Origin of the sequence: Mucilaginibacter sp., from assembly GCF_039207105.1 — a bacterium.
In the GTDB taxonomy this organism is placed as follows: Bacteria; Bacteroidota; Bacteroidia; order Sphingobacteriales; family Sphingobacteriaceae; genus Mucilaginibacter.
In genome coordinates this window covers 1-22845 of sequence record NZ_JBCECK010000084.1, presented here as the reverse complement: position 1 = coordinate 22845, position 22845 = coordinate 1, and the positions used below count along the sequence as shown (strand labels likewise).

Annotated in this window: 21 protein-coding genes; 13 read left to right on the top strand and 8 right to left on the bottom strand. The window is 40.4% G+C overall.

The window, feature by feature from the left end:
* A partial coding sequence (locus AAGC65_RS16485; RefSeq protein WP_343113561.1) for a GTPase occupies positions 1-629 on the top strand: 629 nt, incomplete at its 5' end.
* On the opposite strand, the gene AAGC65_RS16480 is transcribed toward AAGC65_RS16485, so the two are convergent.
* From AAGC65_RS16480 to AAGC65_RS16470, 3 genes are all read right to left on the bottom strand, one after another.
* Positions 622-2172, bottom strand: a complete 1551-nt coding sequence (locus tag AAGC65_RS16480) for a hypothetical protein (protein WP_343113560.1) — start codon at positions 2170-2172, stop codon at positions 622-624. The genes AAGC65_RS16485 and AAGC65_RS16480 overlap by 8 nt on opposite strands.
* Before the next feature lie 38 nt (positions 2173-2210).
* The gene (locus tag AAGC65_RS16475) at positions 2211-2795 is read right to left on the bottom strand and encodes a putative colanic acid biosynthesis acetyltransferase (RefSeq protein WP_343113559.1); all 585 of its coding nucleotides are present in this window, start codon (positions 2793-2795) and stop codon (positions 2211-2213) included.
* A 123-nt stretch (positions 2796-2918) separates the two neighbouring features.
* A complete protein-coding gene (locus AAGC65_RS16470; RefSeq protein WP_343113558.1) occupies positions 2919-3704 on the bottom strand; it encodes a polysaccharide biosynthesis/export family protein in 786 nt (261 codons plus the stop codon).
* An 86-nt stretch (positions 3705-3790) separates the two neighbouring features.
* On the opposite strand from AAGC65_RS16470, the gene AAGC65_RS16465 reads away from it, so the two are divergent.
* The 3 genes from AAGC65_RS16465 to gap all read left to right on the top strand — a co-directional run bounded on the left by AAGC65_RS16465 (position 3791) and on the right by gap (position 6860).
* Entirely contained in the window at positions 3791-4528 is a 738-nt protein-coding gene (locus tag AAGC65_RS16465) for a glycosyltransferase family 2 protein (RefSeq protein ID WP_343113557.1), read from the top strand.
* Positions 4529-4626: 98 nt separating this feature from the next.
* Positions 4627-5730 (top strand): MraY family glycosyltransferase, encoded by a 1104-nt coding sequence (locus AAGC65_RS16460; protein WP_343113556.1) that lies wholly within the window; start codon positions 4627-4629, stop codon positions 5728-5730.
* 110 nt (positions 5731-5840) lie between these two features.
* Positions 5841-6860 (top strand): type I glyceraldehyde-3-phosphate dehydrogenase, encoded by a 1020-nt coding sequence (gene gap / locus AAGC65_RS16455; RefSeq protein ID WP_343113555.1) that lies wholly within the window; start codon positions 5841-5843, stop codon positions 6858-6860.
* 19 nt (positions 6861-6879) lie between these two features.
* Here the strand turns inward: gap and AAGC65_RS16450 are convergent, their stop codons facing one another.
* A complete protein-coding gene (locus AAGC65_RS16450) occupies positions 6880-7623 on the bottom strand; it encodes a hypothetical protein (RefSeq protein ID WP_343113554.1) in 744 nt (247 codons plus the stop codon).
* 201 nt (positions 7624-7824) lie between these two features.
* Between AAGC65_RS16450 and AAGC65_RS16445 the strand changes: the two genes are divergently transcribed.
* The gene (locus tag AAGC65_RS16445; protein WP_343113553.1) at positions 7825-8259 is read left to right on the top strand and encodes a GNAT family N-acetyltransferase; all 435 of its coding nucleotides are present in this window, start codon (positions 7825-7827) and stop codon (positions 8257-8259) included.
* Positions 8260-8357: 98 nt separating this feature from the next.
* Entirely contained in the window at positions 8358-9548 is a 1191-nt protein-coding gene (locus AAGC65_RS16440; RefSeq protein WP_343113552.1) for a phosphoglycerate kinase, read from the top strand.
* Between the two features lie 75 nt (positions 9549-9623).
* Here AAGC65_RS16440 and AAGC65_RS16435 read toward each other — a convergent pair whose 3' ends face one another.
* Positions 9624-10850: an endo-beta-N-acetylglucosaminidase H gene (locus AAGC65_RS16435; protein ID WP_343113551.1), complete on the bottom strand. Its 1227-nt coding sequence runs from the start codon at positions 10848-10850 to the stop codon at positions 9624-9626.
* 321 nt (positions 10851-11171) lie between these two features.
* Between AAGC65_RS16435 and AAGC65_RS16430 the strand changes: the two genes are divergently transcribed.
* From AAGC65_RS16430 to AAGC65_RS16415, 4 genes are all read left to right on the top strand, one after another.
* The gene (locus AAGC65_RS16430; protein ID WP_343113550.1) at positions 11172-13040 is read left to right on the top strand and encodes a CocE/NonD family hydrolase; all 1869 of its coding nucleotides are present in this window, start codon (positions 11172-11174) and stop codon (positions 13038-13040) included.
* 1 nt (position 13041) lies between these two features.
* Positions 13042-13335, top strand: a complete 294-nt coding sequence (locus tag AAGC65_RS16425; RefSeq protein ID WP_343113549.1) for a hypothetical protein — start codon at positions 13042-13044, stop codon at positions 13333-13335.
* A 172-nt stretch (positions 13336-13507) separates the two neighbouring features.
* On the top strand, positions 13508-13963 hold the full coding sequence (locus AAGC65_RS16420) for a DUF2314 domain-containing protein (RefSeq protein WP_343113548.1): 456 nt from the start codon (positions 13508-13510) through the stop codon (positions 13961-13963).
* Between the two features lie 73 nt (positions 13964-14036).
* Entirely contained in the window at positions 14037-14462 is a 426-nt protein-coding gene (locus tag AAGC65_RS16415) for a hypothetical protein (protein WP_343113547.1), read from the top strand.
* Between the two features lie 157 nt (positions 14463-14619).
* Here AAGC65_RS16415 and AAGC65_RS16410 read toward each other — a convergent pair whose 3' ends face one another.
* Positions 14620-15933, bottom strand: coding sequence for a polysaccharide deacetylase family protein (locus tag AAGC65_RS16410; RefSeq protein ID WP_343113546.1), 1314 nt, complete (start codon positions 15931-15933; stop codon positions 14620-14622).
* A 118-nt stretch (positions 15934-16051) separates the two neighbouring features.
* A complete protein-coding gene (locus tag AAGC65_RS16405) occupies positions 16052-17809 on the bottom strand; it encodes a response regulator (protein ID WP_343113545.1) in 1758 nt (585 codons plus the stop codon).
* Positions 17810-18090: 281 nt separating this feature from the next.
* On the opposite strand from AAGC65_RS16405, the gene AAGC65_RS16400 reads away from it, so the two are divergent.
* From AAGC65_RS16400 to AAGC65_RS16390, 3 genes are all read left to right on the top strand, one after another.
* Positions 18091-18420: a hypothetical protein gene (locus tag AAGC65_RS16400; protein WP_343113544.1), complete on the top strand. Its 330-nt coding sequence runs from the start codon at positions 18091-18093 to the stop codon at positions 18418-18420.
* A 251-nt stretch (positions 18421-18671) separates the two neighbouring features.
* Positions 18672-19358, top strand: a complete 687-nt coding sequence (gene budA, locus AAGC65_RS16395) for an acetolactate decarboxylase (protein ID WP_343113543.1) — start codon at positions 18672-18674, stop codon at positions 19356-19358.
* A 203-nt stretch (positions 19359-19561) separates the two neighbouring features.
* Positions 19562-19972 carry a cupin domain-containing protein gene (locus tag AAGC65_RS16390; protein WP_343113542.1) on the top strand — a complete coding sequence of 137 codons (411 nt, stop codon included), beginning with the start codon at positions 19562-19564 and terminating at the stop codon, positions 19970-19972.
* Positions 19973-20039: 67 nt separating this feature from the next.
* On the opposite strand, the gene AAGC65_RS16385 is transcribed toward AAGC65_RS16390, so the two are convergent.
* Positions 20040-22394 (bottom strand): ABC transporter permease, encoded by a 2355-nt coding sequence (locus tag AAGC65_RS16385; protein ID WP_343113541.1) that lies wholly within the window; start codon positions 22392-22394, stop codon positions 20040-20042.
* Positions 22395-22845 lie beyond the last annotated feature (451 nt).

Sequence of the window (22845 nt, the reverse complement as noted above, 5' to 3'; positions counted from 1 at the left end):
GAGGTTTAGGTAACTGGCACTTTAAAACAGCAACCCAGCAAACCCCACGCTTTGCTCAACCTGGCGAAGATGGCCGGGAAGACTGGAATATACTGGAGCTAAAAATACTTGCCGATGTTGGTCTGGTGGGTTTCCCGAATGCAGGTAAATCAACCTTGCTTTCGGTAGTATCAGCTGCTAAACCGGAAATTGCGGACTATGCTTTCACAACCATTGTGCCTAACCTGGGCATTGTATCGTACCGAAATAACCGCTCATTTGTAATGGCTGATATTCCGGGAATTATTGAAGGTGCTTCGCAAGGAAAAGGTTTAGGATTTAGATTTTTAAGGCATATTGAGCGTAACTCCGTACTGTTATTTATGGTACCTGCTGATACTACCCGTACTATTAAACAAGAGTATGACATTTTACTGCACGAACTAAAGGAGTACAATCCCGAACTGATTCATAAGCCACGTGTGCTGGCCGTTACCAAATCAGATATGCTGGATGAGGAGTTGCAGGCTGAAATGGCAAAGGAACTTCCTGACGGCGTGCCTGCTGTATTTATATCATCCGTGGCTCAAAGAAACCTGGATGGGTTAAAGGATCTGCTCTGGAAAGAAATTAACACGCAGGTTATTTAGCCGAAAACAAAGTATAATCTGGAGTTAGCTGTTCCATTTTAAAATTGTTGTAACCTGGAAAACAATGCGTTATGATACTTGATCTGACTCCGGTATAAGTTGATGGCAATAAAATATATACCGGCCCGGCGTGTCCTTTATAAGTATATGTTTCATAATACTCCTTTGTGCTGATCTCCACAGCATCTAATGGATCAACAATGATCAGGCGGTTGTTTTTTATCTCAAGACCCAGATCGGGTTGGGTAAATACGAAAATGGCATTGTTGTTTTCCTTGTCCAGTTCCATGATACGGTTTAATGACTGCTGATCGGTGCTTACTTGTGCCAGGCCCGAAGTTCCCCTGGCATTGTACAATTGGTTTTGCCTAAAGCCCGGTACAAAATACTTGAAGCTTAAAAAGCCGATTACAAAACTTATAAATATAAACGCGGCCTGGTAGGTGAGGTGGGCACGGCTTACCAAATAAACAAGACCGGGCGTAATTAATAGGCCAATTATTCGCAAATGCCTTGCCTCATATGATATGTTTACCTGCCTTAAATAGTTATAACTGAAAAATATTACCGAAACTGAATAAAAAACAATAACCAGCAACGTATAGCTTTTATTTGGTACACGGCGTACAATATTAATAACCAGTATAACGCTGAATATAGCTGCTGCTATTACGGTGAGTAATGACCAGAATGGGGTTAACAAAGCTACATCATCATGATAAATGAGCCCGCCAACCATATCATCAATTGATAAGCCTGCCAGTAACGGCGATGCCAGCGGGAAGCTAAAAGCTTGCCAGGTTAATTTAATACCCATACCGCTTGATGCCGGGTTTTCGCCTTTAGATAAATAAAGGGTAAATATCAATGCCAACGCGGCTATAGCGGGTATTCCTATCCATATCCCCTTTTTAATCCATTCAATAATATTCTGCTGCCCCTTTGAAAGTTTGATCCATAGGTAAATGCAGCCTGCTCCGTACATCCATAAAAACGATGATTTGCAGAAAAAGCCGAGGCAGCCGGAAAGTAAGAGGAATACAACCAGTTTCCAGCCTGTTTTATCAATAGCCGTACATCCGTAAAGGAACCAACCACCAAAACCAAATATCAATACCTCGCCGCCATTATAGAAAACGTAGGGGAGAATAAAGGCCTGTTGGCAGGCGATAAGCGCCACGCTTATAGCTGCTATTATAAGGCCAAAGCCTGCCCGTTTAAAAAATGAATAAAAGCCAAATATTCCCGACAGCGTAAAAACAGTTGTGGTAATCGCCGCCGATTGCCCTAAATTAAGCTTGAAAAGTGATTTGAACAAATAAGGAGCGAGGTATTGTCCCGGCGACCACCAGGTTAAAAATTCAGTATGACTTTTGCTTATATCGGCGGGGTTCGGTTTAATCAGTAGGTTAAAGCCGCCACCTGCCTGCATTTTTTGTAGCACCTGAAAGCCCCAGCTTGAGTCTGGGAAAACAGCGGCCGGGTATAAAAATGTCATTGTGCCTACTACCAATACCAATATACTCAGTACTGCCAGAATCATTTTGTGAATATTGCTTGTTTGTAGTGGCATATTTAATGTCAGGATAGGATGTTACGTTCGCGGGTTTTTATTGCCGGGTTACCTTGATAGATAACATAAGGCTGCAGGTTTTGTGTGGCTACAGAGCCTGCAGTAAGTACAGAATGGCTGGCCGCAGTTACCCCCGGAGTTACTATGGCGCCTGCGGCTATCCATACGCCGTCTTCCAAAGTTAACTCTTTAGTTATCAGATTAAATGATGTTTTTTTATAGTCATGACTGCCGGTAAGTAACATAGCCCCCTGTGATAGGCAAACATTGGCGCCAATGTTGACCATAACCAGGCTGTCAATCCAAACATTTTCGCCTATCCAGGTTTCGTTGCCGATGCTCAGGAACCACGGGTATTTTATGTTTACACATGGCTTGATAGTTACATTTTTGCCAATTTTTGCACCGAATAAACGTAACAGGATTACTTTGAACCTGCTTGACGGAATCAGGCTGGTTTTAAAAAAGATGGCGTTTACATAAAACCATATTAATCTTTTTAAAGCGTTACCGCCTGGATGGAAAGGATGATTATTATACTTGGATAAGTCGGTTTTATGCATGCCTGTTAGTAAGCCTGTAGTTATGTTCAATACAAAAATAAATACCGATCATGATCAGTGAATAAAGCATGGTATTGCAAGCCTAACAAAGCAAATAGTGTAATGTTTAACAAATGACGCTTAAAATTAACAATATTGCCCGGTAGCTATTGTTTAGCGGCGCGATAATGAAAAAATAATTAAAGCGGTATTCAATAAGAGCAATATGGGCTGGCCAAGTAACGATAAATTTTGCAGATTATCATTCCGTATGGCGCGTTTGTTTTGGGCAATATAAATGATATCGCCATTTTGCAAAATAGAATGCGGATCATTTATGGCTTGAATATCCCGGAGATTGATGGTGGTTACCTGCGGATTAAGTTGATCGCCACGTATGATCTGAATATTTGTTTCGTTTGCTTTGTCAGTAAGGCCACCTGCCGCGCCAATCATTTCAACCAGGGTGGTTCTGTCTTTTAGCAGGGGATAATTGCCTTGAATTTTGATCTCTCCCAAAACAGTAACCTTAAGGTTGGTGATTTTTAATTCAATGATGGGATCTTTGAGCAAGGTTTTGCGGTAAAGATCCTCTATTTTTTTTGCAGCTTCGGCACGGGTTAAACCAACCACAGGCACATGACCAATTACGGGTAATGTGACGGTGCTGTCATCTTCAACCTGATAGGTTTGACCGCCGGATGTAGTCGAACTACTACCCATAGCTGTGCCACTTGATGGAACTTCGTCAACAATATACTTAACGTTTTGCAGATTTCTGATCTGTAGCAAATCCTGTGATTTGATACGATAAGGAACTGTGCTTACCACAGGCTTTGGTGCCGATGTATCAGGGGTAGTACTCTTTCGTTCAAAAAGTGATTGATATTGTTTGTTGGAGCAAGACGTTAAAGTGAAAAGTATCCCGAAAAATAAAATGGTGTAAGTAAAAAGACGCATAAAAGGGATTTACTGCTTAATAATTATGCATTGGTTTTAAAAATACATAATTTGCGTGTATAAATGTTAGTACCCTCTTGTACGGTTTGAAGCTTTCACTTGTTACAGTAGTTTATAATGCCCAGGATTCTATCGGGCAGTGTATTGAGTCCGTTATTAATCAAAACTATCCCAATCTGGAATATATTATTGTTGATGGAGGCTCCACAGATAACACCCTGAATATTATTAATCAGTATCGGCAGCATATCCATATTTTAGTTTCTGAACCAGACAAGGGTATATATGATGCCATGAACAAAGGTATCCGTTTAGCCACAGGGCAGATTGTTGGTATGCTTAATGCTGATGACCGCTTTGCCGATAATGGGGTTTTAAGATCTGTGGCTGCCGCTTTTGAACAATATGACGCCGAAGCACTGTATGGCGATATAGACATTATAGGCCCTCAGCAACAAATTATACGTAAATGGCGATCGGGGGCATGCACAGCTAACTCTTTTAACTCGGGTTTTATGCCCCCGCACCCTACCTTTTACTGTAAGAGGGATTTGTTTGAAAAATTTGGCTTTTACAGCCTTGACTATGGTTCGGCGGCCGACTTTGAACTAATGCTGCGGTTTATGCATTTAAACAAAATCAGGAGCTTTTATCTGAATAAGGTAATGGTTAAAATGCTTACAGGAGGGGTAAGCAGTAAAAGCTTCAAAAACAGGATAAATGCATGGCGGTTTGACTTGAAGGCTATGCGTAAAAATGGCGTTACACTACCACTCTTTGCCCTGATATTAAAGCCAATTCGCAAATTGATTCAATTTATTTAAGTTTGAATTAAACCTATATTTTTCTTCTGCGTATAAGAGCTTATGGCTATATAAGCTGTTTCTGAGATGGGCAAGGAAACCTAATGACGGAACTTGATATGACAGAGCTTCTACATTCTTATCACTTAGTTTATAATGTTATTATAATTGTAATATCAGCATTTATAACATTAATAACCATCCCCTCCGTTTTACACGTAGCACAGGCAAGGCACTTATATGATGATGTTGGGCATTTTCGTAAGCAGCATGATCATGGAATACCACGTTTAGGCGGTGTAGCCATATTTGTAAGTTTTATGATCACCATACTTTTATTCAGCGTGATCGACAAGTCATTACCAGTGAGTTGTTTACTGGTTTCCTGTATCATTTTATTTGCAATGGGGTTAAAGGATGACCTGTCTGGTGTAAACTCAAGCACAAAATTCTTTATACAGTTTGTTGTAGCAGCAATATTGGTACTCATGGGCGATATACGTGTAACCAGTTTGTTTGGCGTATTCGGTATTTACAGCTTGCCTTATATACCCAGCGCTATATTCTCCATATTGCTCATTATGCTTATCGTTAATTCCTTTAATTTAATTGATGGTATTGATGGGCTTGCCGCTACAACGGGTATTGTTGTTAATGGTGCTTTCGCATTTTTGTTTATTTACATGAAACAATATGAGTTGGCCGCTATATGTTTAGCGATGGTTGGAGCTGTTGCCGGCTTTTTACGCTACAACATAACCCCTGCTAAAATATTTATGGGCGATACAGGAGCACTGTTAATTGGTTTAATATCGGCCGTAATGGCTATTAAATACATTGAGGTAGGCAAGTTTACCGGTGTAGGTATCCCTCATTTTTATACCGCGCCGGCGCTTACAGTTGCTATATTGATAGGGCCGGTTTTTGATACGTTAAGGGTATTTACTATCAGGATATTGAGCCGGAAATCGCCATTTGAGGCCGATCGTAACCACATGCACCATCGTATGTTAAAATTAGGAATGGGCCACATACAAGTTACCTTATGTTTATCGGCAATGAATATTGCTGCAATAATGGTGGTTTTGTATTTCAGAGACCTGAGCAATACGCTGCTGGTTAGTTGTATTCTTTTAATTCCATTATTATTTAACTGGTTTATAACTTATTGCATACGCTCAAAAGAGCGCGAAAGTCTGGCTCCGCAAAATCAGTTTGTTTAGTCTTTCATCTGGCTTTTGTAATGCCTGCGTAGTATTAACATTACTAATTGGGTAGCATTATAGTTTAGCCATGCATCTTCATTAACTTTGAATGTTTTAAACAAAATACAATGAAGATCGCTATCAATGGATTTGGTCGTATAGGGCGCATTTTTTTAAGGAACATTTTAGCCAAACCCGGCATACAGGTTGTAGCTATTAATGATCTGGCCGATACCCAAACACTTGCTCATTTATTTAAATATGATTCCGTTCACCGTGGTTTTAAGGGAATCGTAAACGCTGACTCGGATAACCTCTTTATAAACAGTCACCAGATAAAGGTATTTGCCGAACGTAACCCCGAGGCATTACCGTGGAGAGCACTTGATATTGACGTTGTAATTGAGGCGACGGGCAAATTCACTTCAAAAGAGGGTGCCAGCCTGCATCTTAATGCAGGTGCAAAACAGGTAATTATCTCGGCCCCATCAACCGGTAAAGATATACCTACAGTAGTGCTGGCAGTTAATGATGAGCAGGTTGATTTGAGTTCGCCTATTCTGTCAAATGCCTCCTGCACAACCAATAACGTTGCCGCTATGGTAAAAATACTGGACGATAACTGGGGTATTGTCGACGGTTACATCACCACTGTACACTCCATGACCGGCGATCAAAACCTGCACGACGCACCTCATAAAGACCTGCGACGCGCACGTGCTGCATCGGCATCTATAATCCCGACAACAACAGGTGCTGCAAAAGCGATAACCGCTATATTTCCGCAGTTAGAAGGCCGCTTGGGTGGAGCAGGCATCCGGGTACCGGTACTTAATGGCTCATTAACTGATTTTACCTGCAGCCTTAAAAAGCAACCTACTATTCAGGAAATTAATCTTGCATTTAAACAGGCAGCTAATGGCCCTATGAAAAATGTACTGGAGTATACCGAAGATCCGATAGTATCAACAGATATATTAGACAATCCGCACAGCTGTATTTTTGACGCGCAGCTTACTTCTATTGTTGGCGGCCTGGTTAAGGTCGTTGGCTGGTATGATAACGAAATGGGCTATAGCAGCCGTTTAGCAGATCTGGTTGAAAAAATAGCCCAACTGAAAATTCATCAGCCGGGCTATTCGATGTGAGAGATTCAGGTTTAAAATATCAATCTACCTTTTTGTAAGTCAGGCCTACAGTAAGGGTTGTTGGATCGTAATTTTTCTTGTCGTATATGTACGATGAAAAGGTTATAACATCATTCGTGATATTGGTAAAATTGGTTTGGGCTTCTACCGCCAGTGCAGGTTGTTTGTAAGCTTTAAAGAAAGTGAATGTTCTTTCCAGGTGCAATTTAACCATTGGTGTACCATCAATAACAACTGTTGAAGCTGTTTTTAACGGAACGTTATTTAAGTTATCATCAACGGAATCAAAAATGTAGTCGCCATTTTCATTTTTCATGGTGAAATGAAAACCGTTCAGGCTTGATTTTGAAAAATCTTCCTTAAAGTGTACAGCCGATAAATTTTCATACTCGACTTTATTGATAATGATATCTGCTTTTTCGGTGTATACCAGGTATAGGGTATCATGACCAACAGCTGTATTCACCACCTGATTTGCAATATCAAGCTTAACTGTATATTGTGAGTTAGGTGTAGTGCCGTTTCCATTACCGGTGCCGTTTCCATTACCGGTGCCAGTTCCATTACCAGTGCCAGTTCCGTTTCCACTACCAGTTCCATTACCATTTCCGGTGCCAGTACCACCATTTGGCGGTGGAGTAGTGTTATTTATAGTAGTATCACCTTTACCAACGTTTGTTGGCGTCGGGTCTAACAATTTAGATGAGTTACAGCTTGCAAAAGCGACAATAATAAATGCTCCGGCTAATAAAAGTTTGTGCATAAGTTTTAGATTATGTTACTATTGTAAGCTTTGCAATAAATGTGCCTTTTATGTGGACACTTTTAATTACTATACCTTAAATCATACTTAAATTTTAATTTTACAGCGCTTTTATTAAAGCATGCATGTAGAAAACTACCTTTGAACAGTGTAATATATACCCCAAAAAATGGGTAAAATATTCCGCTTATTTCTCGCTTTATGATCAAATTTATAACTGTTGAAGACCTGTTGCCCATACGCAATGAAGTATTGCGCGAAGGCAAACTTGCGCCAGATGAATGCCGTTTTCCGTCTGATAAAATAGAAGGAGCATTTCATTTAGGATATTACCAAAATGACGAGCTGGCCTGCGTGGCATCCTTTCATCCTCAAAATTATAATGATTATGCAGGCAAAGCCTATCAGTTAAGAGGTATGGCTACTATTGAAAAATACCGGGGTAAAGGTTTGGGCAATCAACTGGTTAATTTTGCGCTGGTTTACCTGCGCGGACAAAAAGCTAATTATGTTTGGTGCAATGCCCGCAAAAAAGCAGTGCAATTTTATCATGGAGCCGGTTTCGAGATCATATCTAACGAGTTTGAAATACCGGGTATAGGGCCTCATTTCGTGATGTATGTAAAAATATCATGAAGTTTAAACGGGTATCAAACACCTTTTTCATTTTTCGTTTAAGAATTAAGAATAAAATGTTGAATTTGCGCGCCTTACATTAAACGACATATAATCGTATGAAAACAGTAGATCAAATTAGTTTTGCCGGCAAAAAGGCCCTGATCAGGGTTGACTTTAATGTGCCTTTGGATGAGGATTTTAACATTACCGACGATAACCGGATGACCGCTGCTTTACCAACTATAAAAAAAATATTAAAAGATGGTGGTAAAGTTATCCTGATGTCGCACCTGGGCAGGCCAAAAGGCGGTCCGGAAGATAAATACTCTTTAAAGCATGTAGTACGCCACTTATCTGACCTTTTAGGCCAGCAGGTTGAATTTGCTGATGATTGTATTGGCGAACAAGCTATTCAGAAATCAAAAGAGCTTGAAAAAGGCGAGGTGCTTTTATTAGAGAACCTTCGTTTTTATAAAGAAGAGGAAAAAGGTGATGTAGCCTTTGCCGAAAAACTTTCAAAACTGGGCGATGTATACGTAAATGATGCCTTTGGTACCGCTCACCGCGCGCATGCCTCTACAGCTGTTATTGCACAGTTTTTTCCTGATGCCAAAGTATTTGGTTACCTGATGGCAGCTGAACTGAATAACGCCGAGAAAATATTAAACGGCGCAGCTAAGCCTTTTACCGCTATTATGGGTGGCTCAAAAGTTTCTGATAAGATAGAGCTTATTGAGAAATTACTGGATAAGGTTGATAACCTGATCATCGGTGGTGGTATGGCTTACACCTTTGCTAAAGCAGATGGCGGCAACATTGGTACTTCACTGGTAGAAGCTGATAAACTTGACCTGGCCATCAGTCTGCGCCAAAAAGCGAAAGATAAAGGCGTAAAATTATACTTGCCAGTTGATAACGTTATTGCGGATGCCTTTGCTAACGATGCTAAAACCGGTGTTGCTAAAACCGGCCAGATTCCTGATAACTGGATGGGCTTGGATATTGGCCCTGAAACCGTTGCTTTATTCAGCAAAGTGATTGAAGAGTCAAAAACTATTTTATGGAACGGCCCAATGGGGGTTTTTGAAATGGAAAGCTTTTTAAAAGGTACCAAAGCTATTGCCGAAGCGGTAGTTAAAGCAACCGAAAACGGTGCTTTCTCACTTATTGGTGGTGGCGATTCTGCAGCAGCTGTTGCTAAATTTAACCTGACTGCCGATGTAAGCTATGTATCTACCGGTGGTGGCGCTTTGTTAGAGTACATGGAAGGTAAAGAACTTCCGGGCGTAAAAGCGATCAACGAATAAAAGAGTTTTTAAACTATAAAAAGCAAAGCCTCCCGGTAATACCAGGAGGCTTTTGCTTTTAGTAATATGTGAAATTTATTGAATTTTAACAGAAGTTACCACGTCATTAGCATTTGGTAACAGTGTTGTAAAGTTTGGCGTATTGGCTGTGCGTGTCCATGAGGTACCGGTAAAGTTATCATTGGTATACATGGTCACTGTCCAACCGGTTGGTATTTTTACTGACGATGCCCAATTATCAGGCATGCCGTAGGCCTGTAATTGTGCTAAAGTGTAGGTTCCTTTAGGTATGGCGGTTGTGGCTGTACCTCCATAGTTAATATCCTGATAAAAATTTACACCGGTAGTCGGAGGCGTAGTTGTACCGGTATACACTGTTGTTTTGCCGTACAGCTTGTTTGACACACTGCTTAGGTAAGTATGCACATCAGAGTTAGGCAGGTTATAATACAGATAAATACCGTAGCTGTTATTAACGGTTTGTGTAGCCAGTGATGCGGCAGTGGTTGAGCTTGTACTTTGGATATCAATAGCAGCAGGCCCTAAATTACTTTTAGCTAATCCCGGTACGTTTGGTACCGAGTAAGATCCGTAAATGGCATTCCAGCTGTAATCAACCTTTGAGCCTACGGTAACCCCATTAAAGCTCAGGCGCGATGCGGCCGGCCCATAATAGTAAAATGAGATCAACTTGGTAGGCATCAGCTGGCGTAAGGCGGTAACCAGGTAAACAAATGAGCTTGAGTTAGGCTGTCCGGTTCCGTTGTTGCCATAGTCTGCGTATTCATCATCAAAGTCAATACCGTCAAGCCCGTAGGTGGTAACAGCATTGCTTAATAGCTGAGCAAAGTCCTGCGCGGCAGCCTGAGTAGGGAAATTGCTGATGCCAGCACCCTGGTGGTTACCCAGTATAGATAACATAACCTTAATGCCTTTTGCCTGCAATGGCTGTATGTAAGTAGAGGCGTTGCTCAATACATTGGTTACTTGTGGGTTAAAAAATAGTTCAGCTTTTTGGGTGCTGGTGTTATAATTGATGTTGGCTGCAAATATAATGGCCACATCAAACAGTTGTTGCCCTGTAGATAGGGTATAGTTACCTACATTTCTGATATCGTTATTGTTTACTTCAACATAACAAACGCCTTTTGGGCCGCTTACGCCAATGGCATTGGTACCCAGTTTTGATGCCGAAGTATTGCCCGCGCCAGGGGCTGGTGCCATGTCTTTTTTACATGCCGAGGCAAATAACAAGCTAATACCCAATAATGCTGTAGGTATTTTATTCAATTTAATGTTCATAAAGGTTTTTGATTTTTGGTTAATAATTTTTTACTGGTTAAAATGCGCGCTTTTATTTATTCATAGGCATGGGGTTTTGATTGTCAAAATAAAGCTGAGTTAAGAAATTGGATTTTAGGGGTTTGGCGGGACTTGTATTTATTTTATAGGTTTAGACTTTTATTTATACGGAAGCAGTAATCACCTTGGTTGCAGATTATGGGTAGTAATTCAAAAAATATATCAACATATATTAATTATGTAACATACGCTATGTGTTGAGGGGCTGTGTTTGTCGCTTTTACTTTATTCAAGTACATTTAGCTTTTTATAGCATTTAAAATGAAGAAAACCTTACTCACTACCTTGTTGCTGATAATTATAGTAATTGGTGCTTATGCCCAGCCTAAAGCGCCTGATGCCGAATATATAAAGGCTAATTATCAGAAATACGAATACCAAATACCCATGCGCGATGGTAAAAAACTATTTACCTCGGTATATGTGCCTAAAGATCAATCAAAAAAATACCCGATCATGATGGATAGGACTCCTTATAGTGTTGCGCCCTATGGTACGGAACTTTATAAAGGCAGCCTGGGCCCATCGTCATTATTTACGCATGATGGTTTTATTTTTGTTTACCAGGACGTACGCGGCCGCTGGATGAGCGAGGGTATTTATGAAGAAATGACCCCGGAAAAGGAGATACACAAGACCAAAAACGATGTTGACGAGGGTACCGATACTTATGACACCATTAATTGGCTGCTTAAAAACCTGCCCAACAATAATGGCAAAGTAGGGGTGTGGGGTATTTCTTATCCCGGTTTTTATACCACAACAGCGCTACTGAGCCGTCATCCGGCTTTAGTTGCCGCATCACCGCAGGCTCCGATTGCTGATCTGTATCGTGACGATGCTTTTCATAACGGAGCGTTTATGCTGGTGGCCAACTTTGGTTTTTACCCGTTTTTTACTAACCGTCAGGATGATAAACCTACACAGCGTAAAGCTCCGGAATTTGATCCGGGTACAGCCGATGGGTATGATTTTTTTCTGAAGATGGGTTCAGTAAAAAACAGTAATGATAAATATTATAAAGATACCATTCGCCTGTGGAACGAGATGCTTGATCATCCGAATTATGACCAGCACTGGAAAGACAGGAATGTACTTTATCATCTGCATGATATCAAAACAGCTGTATTGGTAACTGGTGGATGGTACGATGCCGAAGATCTGTACGGAGCCATTAACACTTATAAAACGCTGGTAAAGGAAAACCCTAAAACACCGGTGTATTTTGCTATGGGCCCCTGGGTACACGGAGGCTGGTCGCGCGGTGATGGGGATCATTTGGGTGATGTTGGTTTCGGTAGTGCTACAGGACCGTTTTACCGTGAAAAAATTGAGTTTGCCTTTTTTAGCCATTACCTTAAAGGTACTGATCTGAGCCTGGCACCAGTATCAACCTTTGAAACGGGACTCAACAGTTGGAAAACCTATAACGTATGGCCTCCAAAAGAAGCTGTGGAGAAGAATTTATATCTGCTGCCCGGAGGTAAGCTATCATTTGACGCACCTGCTGTCACGACCGAAAGCTTTGACGAGTTTGTATCTGACCCTAACAAGCCGGTACCCTTTATTAATAGCATTGATATGGATATGAAGCGTGAGTACATGACTGCCGATCAGCGTTTTGCTTCGCAACGGCCAGATGTGCTTACTTATGCTACCGATGTGCTTGATCATGATGTTACCATTGCCGGTAATATCTGGGCCAACCTAAAAGTATCAACCACCGGTACAGATGCCGATTGGGTAGTTAAGGTAATTGACGTTTATCCCGATTCGGCAAAAAATGATCAATGGACGGGGAAGGACGTTTATTTATCGGGCTATCAGCAAATGGTACGCAGCGAGGCTATGCGCGGTAAATTCCGTAACGGTTTTGATAAGCCGGAAGTATTTGTACCCGGCCAGATTACCCCGGTTAACTTTGAGCTGCAGGATGTACTGCACACTTTTAAAAAAGGTCACAAATTAATGGTGCAGGTACAAAGCACCTGGTTCCCGCTTATTGACCGCAACACCCAGCAGTTTCAGGATATTATGAAGGCAAAGGACACCGACTTTAAAAAGGCAACACATAAGGTTTATACCTCAAAGGATAATGCCAGTTTTTTAAAGATTAGGGTGATGCAGTAAGATGAATGTGATCATAGCTGAATTTGTTGTTTGGGATAAATTTGTTCTGTCATCAAGAAAATCCTTTTGCCTGCTTGGTGAATTATTGTCCGGTGAGTTGTGTTTTGGCAATGTTGCCACAGAAATGAATATATGTGATGAGTATGGTTTGTCGGCCCCAATTTATTCTGTTGAAGACGCTCGAGTTTTAGATAAACCAGACGTAATTGGATTATTAATAAAATATGAGGATGAAACAGAACTACTTTGGTTGAACAGCTTAACGCGAAAGCAAGTACTTTATATCAAAAGTTAAATTCAGTTTTGCTTAATTAATTTCCAAAATGCCCTTAGTCTTGTAAAAAGTCAAAGGGCATTTTGGTTTAAGTAATTTCAGGATTTAAAATAACGGTTGCAGCATAATGCCAAATTTCTGGTAAAAGATAGTTTTGTTGATAAGAGCCAAAATCTTATCGATAAAATACCTTATGAGAAATTTTCTGTTTGTTTTATTGCTGTTTGCAGTTACAGACGCCTTTTGCCAGAAAACCAAAGTTGAAAATAATGTTCAATACAAAGCCGTGCCCTTAGCTAAAAATGATAACCGGTTTTTAGCCTTAAAAAAGATGGCGCAGGAACGTATGCCTCAATTTTTAGATAGTCTTAAAAAATATGGAGATGACCGTGATGGCTACTCGTTTATAATAAAATCTGATTTTACAGAGGGAGATAAGCATGAGCACATGTGGTCGCAGGTTTTAAGTTACAGTAATGGAGTATTTAAAGCCATATTCGTTGATTCGCCTTTTAATATAACAAACATTAAAAATGGCGATAAAGTAGAGATCAAACAAACCGATGTAGAAGACTGGGCCATCAACAATATCAGAACTAAAAAAATAACAGGCGATTTTTCTGATAAATATTTGAATTCCAAACAGTAAATACTTTGTATCTTGTTTAATGTATGTAGCGTTTGCAATCCACCAATCGTAAATTACGTTTAAACTGATATTTATGAAAAAGTCATTATTGTTTTTATTGCTGATTGTTATTTATTCGGCTTGCAGCAAAAAGACCCACCAAAGTACTGCTGCCCCCTGCAATCCGGGTATGTGTACCATGATGTATGTATCTGTTCCGATACATTTTGTTGACAAAGCCGGTAATGCGGTGGAAGTAAAAGACTTTAAGGCTGTTAACCTGCGAACTAATAAGAGTATCCAAACTGAAGTTACCCCGACGCCTGGTAACAACTCAGGTTTTCATGTTATTGCTACCGATAGTAATATGAAAGAGTTTACCAATGAAGGCGATGAGGTGAAAGTTACAGCTACTAATACCGCTACTAATCAAACGCAATCAGTTATTGTAAAAATAACCGGAGGCTGTGCCTGTCATATTGCTAAAACCGCCGGCCCTGATAAGATTGTTTTTGATTAATCAATAAGAAGGTTGTCATTTCGATAGAGCAGCATGGGCGGATAGGTGTGGAGGGGGCGAAAGAGAAATCTTATACATCCTGTCAATCCGCGTTGCAGGGTGTATAAGATTTCTCGCTATTGCTCGAAATGACAATTTTTTATTTATTTATTAGTTATCACGCACCCGCCAGTACAACCTGCGTTCCGTTTGGCGCTATCTGATAGACTGCGTATGTACCTTTAGCATCGGTGGTGGTTGCAATGGTTTGCTTTTTGCTTCCCTGGCTTATGCTGGCTTTTTTCCAGCCTGTTGGTACATAAGTTTTAAGGGTAAGCGGCATCGTATAAAAAGTTTTATTTAAAGGCTGGCTCACAGTAACGGTGATTTTATTACCCGCTAACTTGCTTTGTATTTTCGCGCTTTGCCTTTCGCGCATGTATTTGGTAACGTCGCCAAAGGTGGCTACCCAAAGCTTATCCTGATGATCTTTAATGTAAGTGAAATATTCATCAAGTTCCTGATGAGGTAGTGCTTCCCAGCCAATGCCGTCAACACCGTGGTGGGTAAGTACCAACCAGGTATCATGACGAGCCATAGTAGTATCAACCCAGGCTTTCATCATAGGCAGCGGTGTTTTGGTGGTAGCTCCGCGTTGGTATTGTACATATTCTTTATCGGTATTACCAGGGGTATCTTTATTACCGCGACTTATTTCTTTAAGCCAGGGCTCAGGCATGCGGTTGCGCAGGGCAGGATAAACCTTGCTCAGGTAGTTTACCGCACGCTCATTCTCGGTGCCGAACGGCCCCTCGGCACTAAAAGTATACTGTAAGCCTAAATGGTTTAAAACATCCAATCGGCTTTTTTGAGCTTCATACATCAGGTTGGTTTCATCAAGAGCTGCCAGACGAGGGTGAGTTACCATGTGGCTGGCAAACTCATGACCTTGCGCTGCAAAAGCCTTGATCTGTGGCCAGGTGGTACCATGCGCATCTCTCCACTCATCGTTGTGTTGTACACCGGGTTTAAATTCGCCGCTGCGCACTTTGGCATAACATTCGTCTATGGCTTTGTAAGCTGCGTCAGTTTTACCGGCATCTATCAATGAGCCTGCTTTATAATGATAATCAAGTGGGCCTATTAATCCCAGATATCCTGCTGCCGATGCCCGTTCAAAAAAATTATCCTTATTGGTAGGTATGGTGGCGGTTTCTTTAATAATCTCTTTAACCGGGCGGCCAATAAATTTGCCCTGATATTGTGAACCCGGTATTTGCCCGGTGATAATGAAAAAAGTACCAGGTAGTTTTAGCCGGTTCAATAAAGGCAGCGCTACCTTGAACTGGTTAATGGAGCCATCATCCCAGGTTATGGATACGGCACCGTTGCGGTTATATTGCCATTTGGTTATTTCGGTTTTACCAGGCTGGGCTTTTACAAAAGTTATAGCACAAAACAGGCCTATAACCGGCAGGAATAGTTTTTTCATTATAATAGAAATAGGTTTACTTAGCTAATATAATCAGTCGGAATGAAGATAAGCAGTATTAATTGCTTTGTAACGAAATAGTTAACAAGGCCAAAACTTAGAGTAGCGTATACGAAACCTATAAATTAGTATTCAGGAAAGGGTAGACTGAAAGCTGTTTTTGAATACTGGAGAGCAATTGCTGGGGCTGAAAAGGTTTTAAAAGGCAATCGGCAAAACCACTGTTGATCAGATCGGCCAGCATTTTTTCATCAACCAGCGAGGCGGTAAAAGCAATAACGGGTGTTTGAGGGTATAGTCGTTTCATATCATATATCGCAGTATAGCCGTTCATTACCGGCATCTCCAGATCCATTAAAACGATATGATATGCCTGATCTTTTTTTAACTCGTCAAGCGCTTCCTGGCCGTTATAAACACAGGTAACCTCGGCTTTATAGGTGGTTAATGATTTTTTGGCAACCATCATATTGATCTGATTATCCTCAACCAATAAGATCCTGATCCCGGCCAACAGATCGGCTTTTTTGGCCTGGTCTGCCAGCATTTGACGTGACGAGTCGGCATAGTTGAACACAAGATCAAAGCTAAATGTGCTGCCTTGCCCTTTTTTACTAACCAGCACGAGTTTGCTCTTCATTAATTTTAACAACCTGACGCATATAGTAAGCCCTAATCCAGTACCGTTCAGGTTTTTGGTTGTAGGGTCATACACCTGCCAAAAGCTTTCAAATATTTTTACCTGGTCTTCTTCGCTTATACCTATTCCGGTATCTTCAATGCTAAAGTTAACCTCCATAAACTCATCGGTCCGGGTTTTGCATACCGCTTTAAGGTTAATAAAACCTTCATCGGTAAATTTTAACGCGTTTGACAGGAGGTTATTAAAAACCTGTATCAGGCGAAGGTCATCGGCCATTACCTGTTTATCCAGCACCGGGTCGATCTCTATATTAAGGTCGAGACCCTTTTCCTTAACAAGGGCTGTAAAGGGGATACCAATGTTTATTAAAAGCTGCTTGAGGTTTAGCTCGACGGGGTAAATATCCAATTTGTTGGCTTCTATCTTATTAAAATCCAGAATGTTATTTACCTGGTGTAGCATGTGGTCTGAGCAGTACTTTAACACCTGTAAGTATTCGTCGTGCTGGCTTGGGGTATGGTCTTGTTTCAGTAAATTGATCACTCCTATTATTCCGTTTAGGGGTGTACGTAATTCATGCCCCATAGTAGCCAGAAACTGCGTTCGGGTATCAATTACCCGCTGACTTTGTTCCATGAGCTCATCAATATATTTCTTTTCAAAAAAAATGTAAGCTACCGCGAATACGATGGTTGATGAAATGGCTACTATGCGGTTAACCAGTGCCAGCTTGTTGATCTGATCAACAGTAAAATCGGCCAAAGGGGTTACATGGCGGCCTATGAGTGTGCAAATACCCGCAGATATTAAAATAATAAATATATAAATAAACGACTGCCGGTATTTGGTTCGTTTCAGATCAACCATGATGGGCACTGCCACCAGTATGGGGAAAAAATACAAGAACTGCTCGGACTGTAAACCTTCTAACGCTGCCGAAATAATTAACAGGCTACAAGTTAATGATATGATGGCAATAGTCAGGTTTTTGATAACATCCTGATATTTTAAAAGGATGAACATTAAAATAGCAAAGCAAAAGCATGCCACCAGGAACGATGATACATAAAGCCCTATGAACGAATCGTATATGGAAATGCCGATACCTGTAAACAAAGCCGCGATACCAAGCTGATACGATCTTTTAGGTACCTGCTTCATATCAAAAAGCGGGTCGAGGTGTTTATCATCCTCCCTGATCAGTTTGTGGTATTTGTCGGTAACGTTCTGCATTATTATATGATGCCGCTGTATTGTTTTTTTAAAGAACTCACAAAGTTACTGAATGAAAAATCTTTAAGTACGAACAAAATGAATAGTGTGCCTTTAGGTTATTATTTTGTGCGGGGCAGTTATCAATTTAACTATCGATTCTAAAAATAGTCCTTTAATTTTTGGAAATACGCACAATTTGGGCACAATTTATTACACAGGTAGTTTTTTGGAATACTTATTAAAATAGTTGTTTCCGGCTGGGAGGAAAGTTACGACTAATGATATAAAATCAAATGATCATGAAAAGTAAACTTAACCTCCGGCACCTATTATTCTTTTTTATTTTATTGATAACCGCTTCGGTAGCACGCGCGCAAAGTGAATCACCTGAAAAAGGATTCTATGTTTTGATCAATAATAAAGACAGCATGAGTGTTACCACTGTGCAGTTTTATAATGATGAACAACAATTAATTTATGAAGAACGCTTACAGGGCAAAAAACTGAACCTTGACCGAAAAAAAGTAAGACGATTGCTCAATTCATGTTTGTCAAAAGCATTGTTGGCCTGGAATTATAAAAAAGAAGTATTGCTTAATAAAAACTGGGTGGCTACTATGGTACGTTAACGTTACCAAATGCTGTGATAATCTTCCGAAAAGTGCATCTGAATTGGATAGGTTATTGGCAATGCACCTTAATTAAGGTTGTTAAACTTTATTTGATTGAAAAGCTTGTTATAAATAAACGCTATCCTATCCCCGAATTTGGTAATATAGTATGTGAGGGTACAGTTGTTAATTTGTACAGAGGGGCACATTGAATTTAATTGCCCGCAACTTGTAATGTAAAACAGGACAATTAACATGGGGTATAATGTATGGAGGAATATAACAAGCTATACCAGTTTGGGGTTGCGGACGCATTTGTGAGCGGATTATATCATGGCGAATTACCATTATCCACATTAAAGGAAAATGGCGATTTTGGTTTAGGTGCCCCCGACTTAATTGATGGTGAGCTTACCATGTATAATGGTAAAATATACCAAACAAAATCAAATGGCTGCACTGTTGAAGCGCCAGATACAGCTAAAACACCATTTGCTTTTGTGTCGCACTTTAAACCTGATGCCTCTTTTACATTTGTAACACCCACATGCAAGCAAAATATATTGGAGCAGCTGGATACTTATCTGAGCAATAAGAACGGTATGTATGCTATCCGTATATCTGGTTTATTTGATCAGGTTAAAACCAGGGTATATCCCCCGGTTACGCACGAGCCTTTCCCTCCGTTGGCTGATATCTTAAACAGGCAAAAGTTTTTCAGTTTTAACCAGATTGATGGAATGCTTATAGGGTTTAAAATACCTCCTTATCTTCATGGTATTAATATTAAAGGGTACCATTTTCATTTTCTTTCCAAACAATTAACCGAAGGCGGGCATGTGCTTGATTTTTCAATAAACAATGTTAAAGCAGAGGTAGCCATACTCACCAGTCTTAACCTTGTTGCACAAGGCTGTAATTCATTTGCGGGTCATGATTTTGAGAAAGTGGCCTGAAAGCAGATATTGGTATAGCACATAAGTTTAAAATATACCGGTGGGCTATGGTAATTTTTCAACCGGAAAAACGCCCGGCTGCGGGTTTGTTTTGCCTGGTTCATACCAATGGTTATTTTCATCAAAGGTTATAGCGCCTACATTTACATTATACATCTGCAATGATAAATGCGGAAATAAGATATATCCATAACTATAGAAAAATGAAAACAACAAAAAACTTCTTCGCCAGCATTATTGCCATGATTACATTGGCAATTTTTACCATCTCAAATACAGTACAGGCACAACAGCCGGGAGTTAAACGTACCGAACTTCAGCGGCACGATATCAGTATCAAAGGTCACGAGGCCGTTCAGGTGCGTATTGATTTTAATCCGGGAACGGGTTTCGGCAGCCACACCCATCCTGGTGAAGAGATCATTTATGTGCTGGAAGGTTTACTGGAATATCAGGTAGCAGGTAAGCCACCGGTTACGCTAAAAGCAGGTGAAGTTTTGTTTATCCCGGCGGGTACCGTTCATTCTGCAAAAAACGTTGGTAAAGGGATAGCTCGTGAGCTTGCTACCTATGTGGTTGAAAAAAATAAGCCGCTTGTTGTACTTACCAAATAAATAGTCGGAATTTTCGATAATAGATAATGGAAGAGCCCTCTCGTTCAGGAGAGGGCTCTTTTGAGAATTACTCGCTCCTCAAACTCTTCACTGGGTTAGCCATTGCCGCTTTGGTAGTATTAAGGCTCACTACAATTAGTGTAAGTAACAGTATAAGCATACCAACGGCCGCGAATAGCCCAATACCGATATTGATATGATAGGTATACTTTTGAAGCCAGTTATGCATGATCCACCAGGTTAGTGGTACCGCTATCACAAAGGCTATGAGCACCAGTTTTAAAAACTCGGTGGATATAAGGATCAGCAATTGCTGTACAGTTGCTCCTAACACTTTGCGGATGCCTATTTCTTTAAAGCGCTTTTCAATGGTAAAGGAAGCTAAGCCAGCTAAACCTATACAGCAGATGAAAATGGCCAGGCCAGCAAAAATATTAGTGATACGGCTGATGAGCACCTCAGTCAAGAACTTTTTGCCAAATTCCTGGTCAACAAATTGATATTCAAAAATATCTGCAGGACTGTATTTTGCGTAAATGTTTTGCAGCAACTGTATGGCTTGCTGAGGCTTAGCACCCGCATTAAGCCGCAAATTGATGTAGCCCGAATTAGTATGATCCGCAAAGACCATCATCGGATCAACCGGGATATATGGCGATGCCATGACCACATTGTCAGTAACGCCAATTACTGTGAAGTTTTTGCCAGAGTACCTTAACTGCATGCCTACAGGCTTTTTGAGTTGCATGGCTTCAATGGCTGCTTTGTTTAATAGAACGCTTGATGTATCTGATGGCATCCCTGTGAAATCATGGCCTTGCAGTAGTTTAATACCCAAAGTTTTAGCATAATCAACATCGGCAGTCATGTTTGAAAATATGATATTGGCGTTAGCGGGTCTTCCTTCCCAGTCTGGTGGGCCCGATTTCCATGAAATTTCAGTTATCATCCACGAAGTACGGGTTACACTACTGATGATACCAGATTTTAAAAGGTCGTTCTTTACGGCGGCAAAGCTCTTGTCAGTATTTGTCGTTGATGGAACCATGATCAGGTTATTGGGATTATAGCCCAGGCTTCTGTCTTTTACATGCTGTATCTGCTGGTAAACAATAACCGTAGAAGAAATCAGTAAGATTGAACCTATAAACTGGAACACTACCAATACCCTGCGTGGCATAATGGCACCCTTGCCAGTCACAAAGGTGCCTTTTAAAACCTTTATCGGATTAAATGATGAAAGGTACAGAGCTGGGTAACTGCCAGCTACTAAGCCGGTGAAAAGTATAATGGAGATAGCGCCCAGCCAAAACACAGGTTCGCCCAGGTTTAAAGTTAATTGTTTGCCAACCAATAAATTAAACTGAGGTAGTAACAGGTATACGCATATGATAGCAAACAGGAAAGCTATAATAACCAGTATCATTGATTCAAAAAAGAATTGTATTACCAGCTGTTTTTTATCAGAACCGAGGGTTTTTCGGATACCTACCTCTTTAGCTCTTTTCTCCGACTGCGCGGTAGACAAATTCATGAAATTAACACAGGCTATCAGTAATATGATAATGGCAATAATGATAAAGAAACGAACATACTCAATCATTCCTCCGATATTTTTACCATCCTTAAAATCACTGTACAAATGCCATTTGTTCATCGGGAAGGCAAAGTAGGTACTTATCTTATCCTTATTATGCTGAAACATTACATCGGTTATGTACTTATTCAACTGCGGAATGTTTGGGTTATCAATGGTTTGGATGTACACATCCCATGATGAACCTTCCCAGCGGGTCATGGCATTTTTTACGGCATTATCTGAAAGGTTATACGGGATAATAAAATCAAATTGCTGGGTAGTATTATTAGGCTGATCGGCCAGCACAGCAGTAACTTTATGCACCTCGTTATTATCAACCTTAATTACTTTATTGATAGGGTTGGCATTGCCAAACAAGGTTTTGGCTGTTGATTCGGTAATGACTATAGAAGTAGGATCAGTTATAGCCGTGGCCGCGTTTCCTTTCATAAATTTCCATGAAAACATATCAAAGTATCTGCCCCCAACATAATAGCCATGCTTTTTGAGGCGGGTATCGCCTACATTAAATTGATGCTGCTCCAGGTGCGAGGTTAATACCGCGTTTTTTATTTGCGGATAGCCGATTTCAAGCGCTTTGGCCAGCGGGAATACCATATTATGATCGGTAAAAATGGTGTTTTTAAAATCGCGGTTGGCTATAACCTTGTATATGGTGTTATAATTAGCATGGTTTTTATCATAGGTAAGCTCATTACGTACCCATAAAAAAATAAAAATTGTACAGGTTATACCAATGGTAAGCCCAAGCAGGTTGGTTATGGCAAAAGCACGGCTCAGGTTTAGGCTGCGCCATGCTATTTTGATATAGTTTTTTATCATGATGAAGAAGGTTAAAATCTAAATCCGATGGTTGGTATCTGCAATGGTTTAAAATGTATACCAATTATGTAATTAATTAATTTTCAGTTTGTTATATTTTATTCTGGATTTTAACTGTACGAAGATGTAACACCAGGTGTACGGTTATGATACAGTAAATTTTAATAATACGGATAGGGCTTAGCTGAAATGTTATGGGGTTTGTCGATTTTGTTAAAACCCAGATAGCCAGCGCTTTTTTGCATTTAATGACATAGCCAAAACACCCACCGAAAATGTTGAAAACTTTTTGGTGGTAAAAAGTGGTAGAAAGTGGTAAAAGTACTTTACTTTTACTCATTGAATTATGCCATAGACTGAAAATGCCTTACTTAACCGGAAATTTTGAGTGCAAGCTGGATCCTAAATCAAGGATGATGATTCCTGCTGGGCTCAAAAAAAAGCTTCCGGA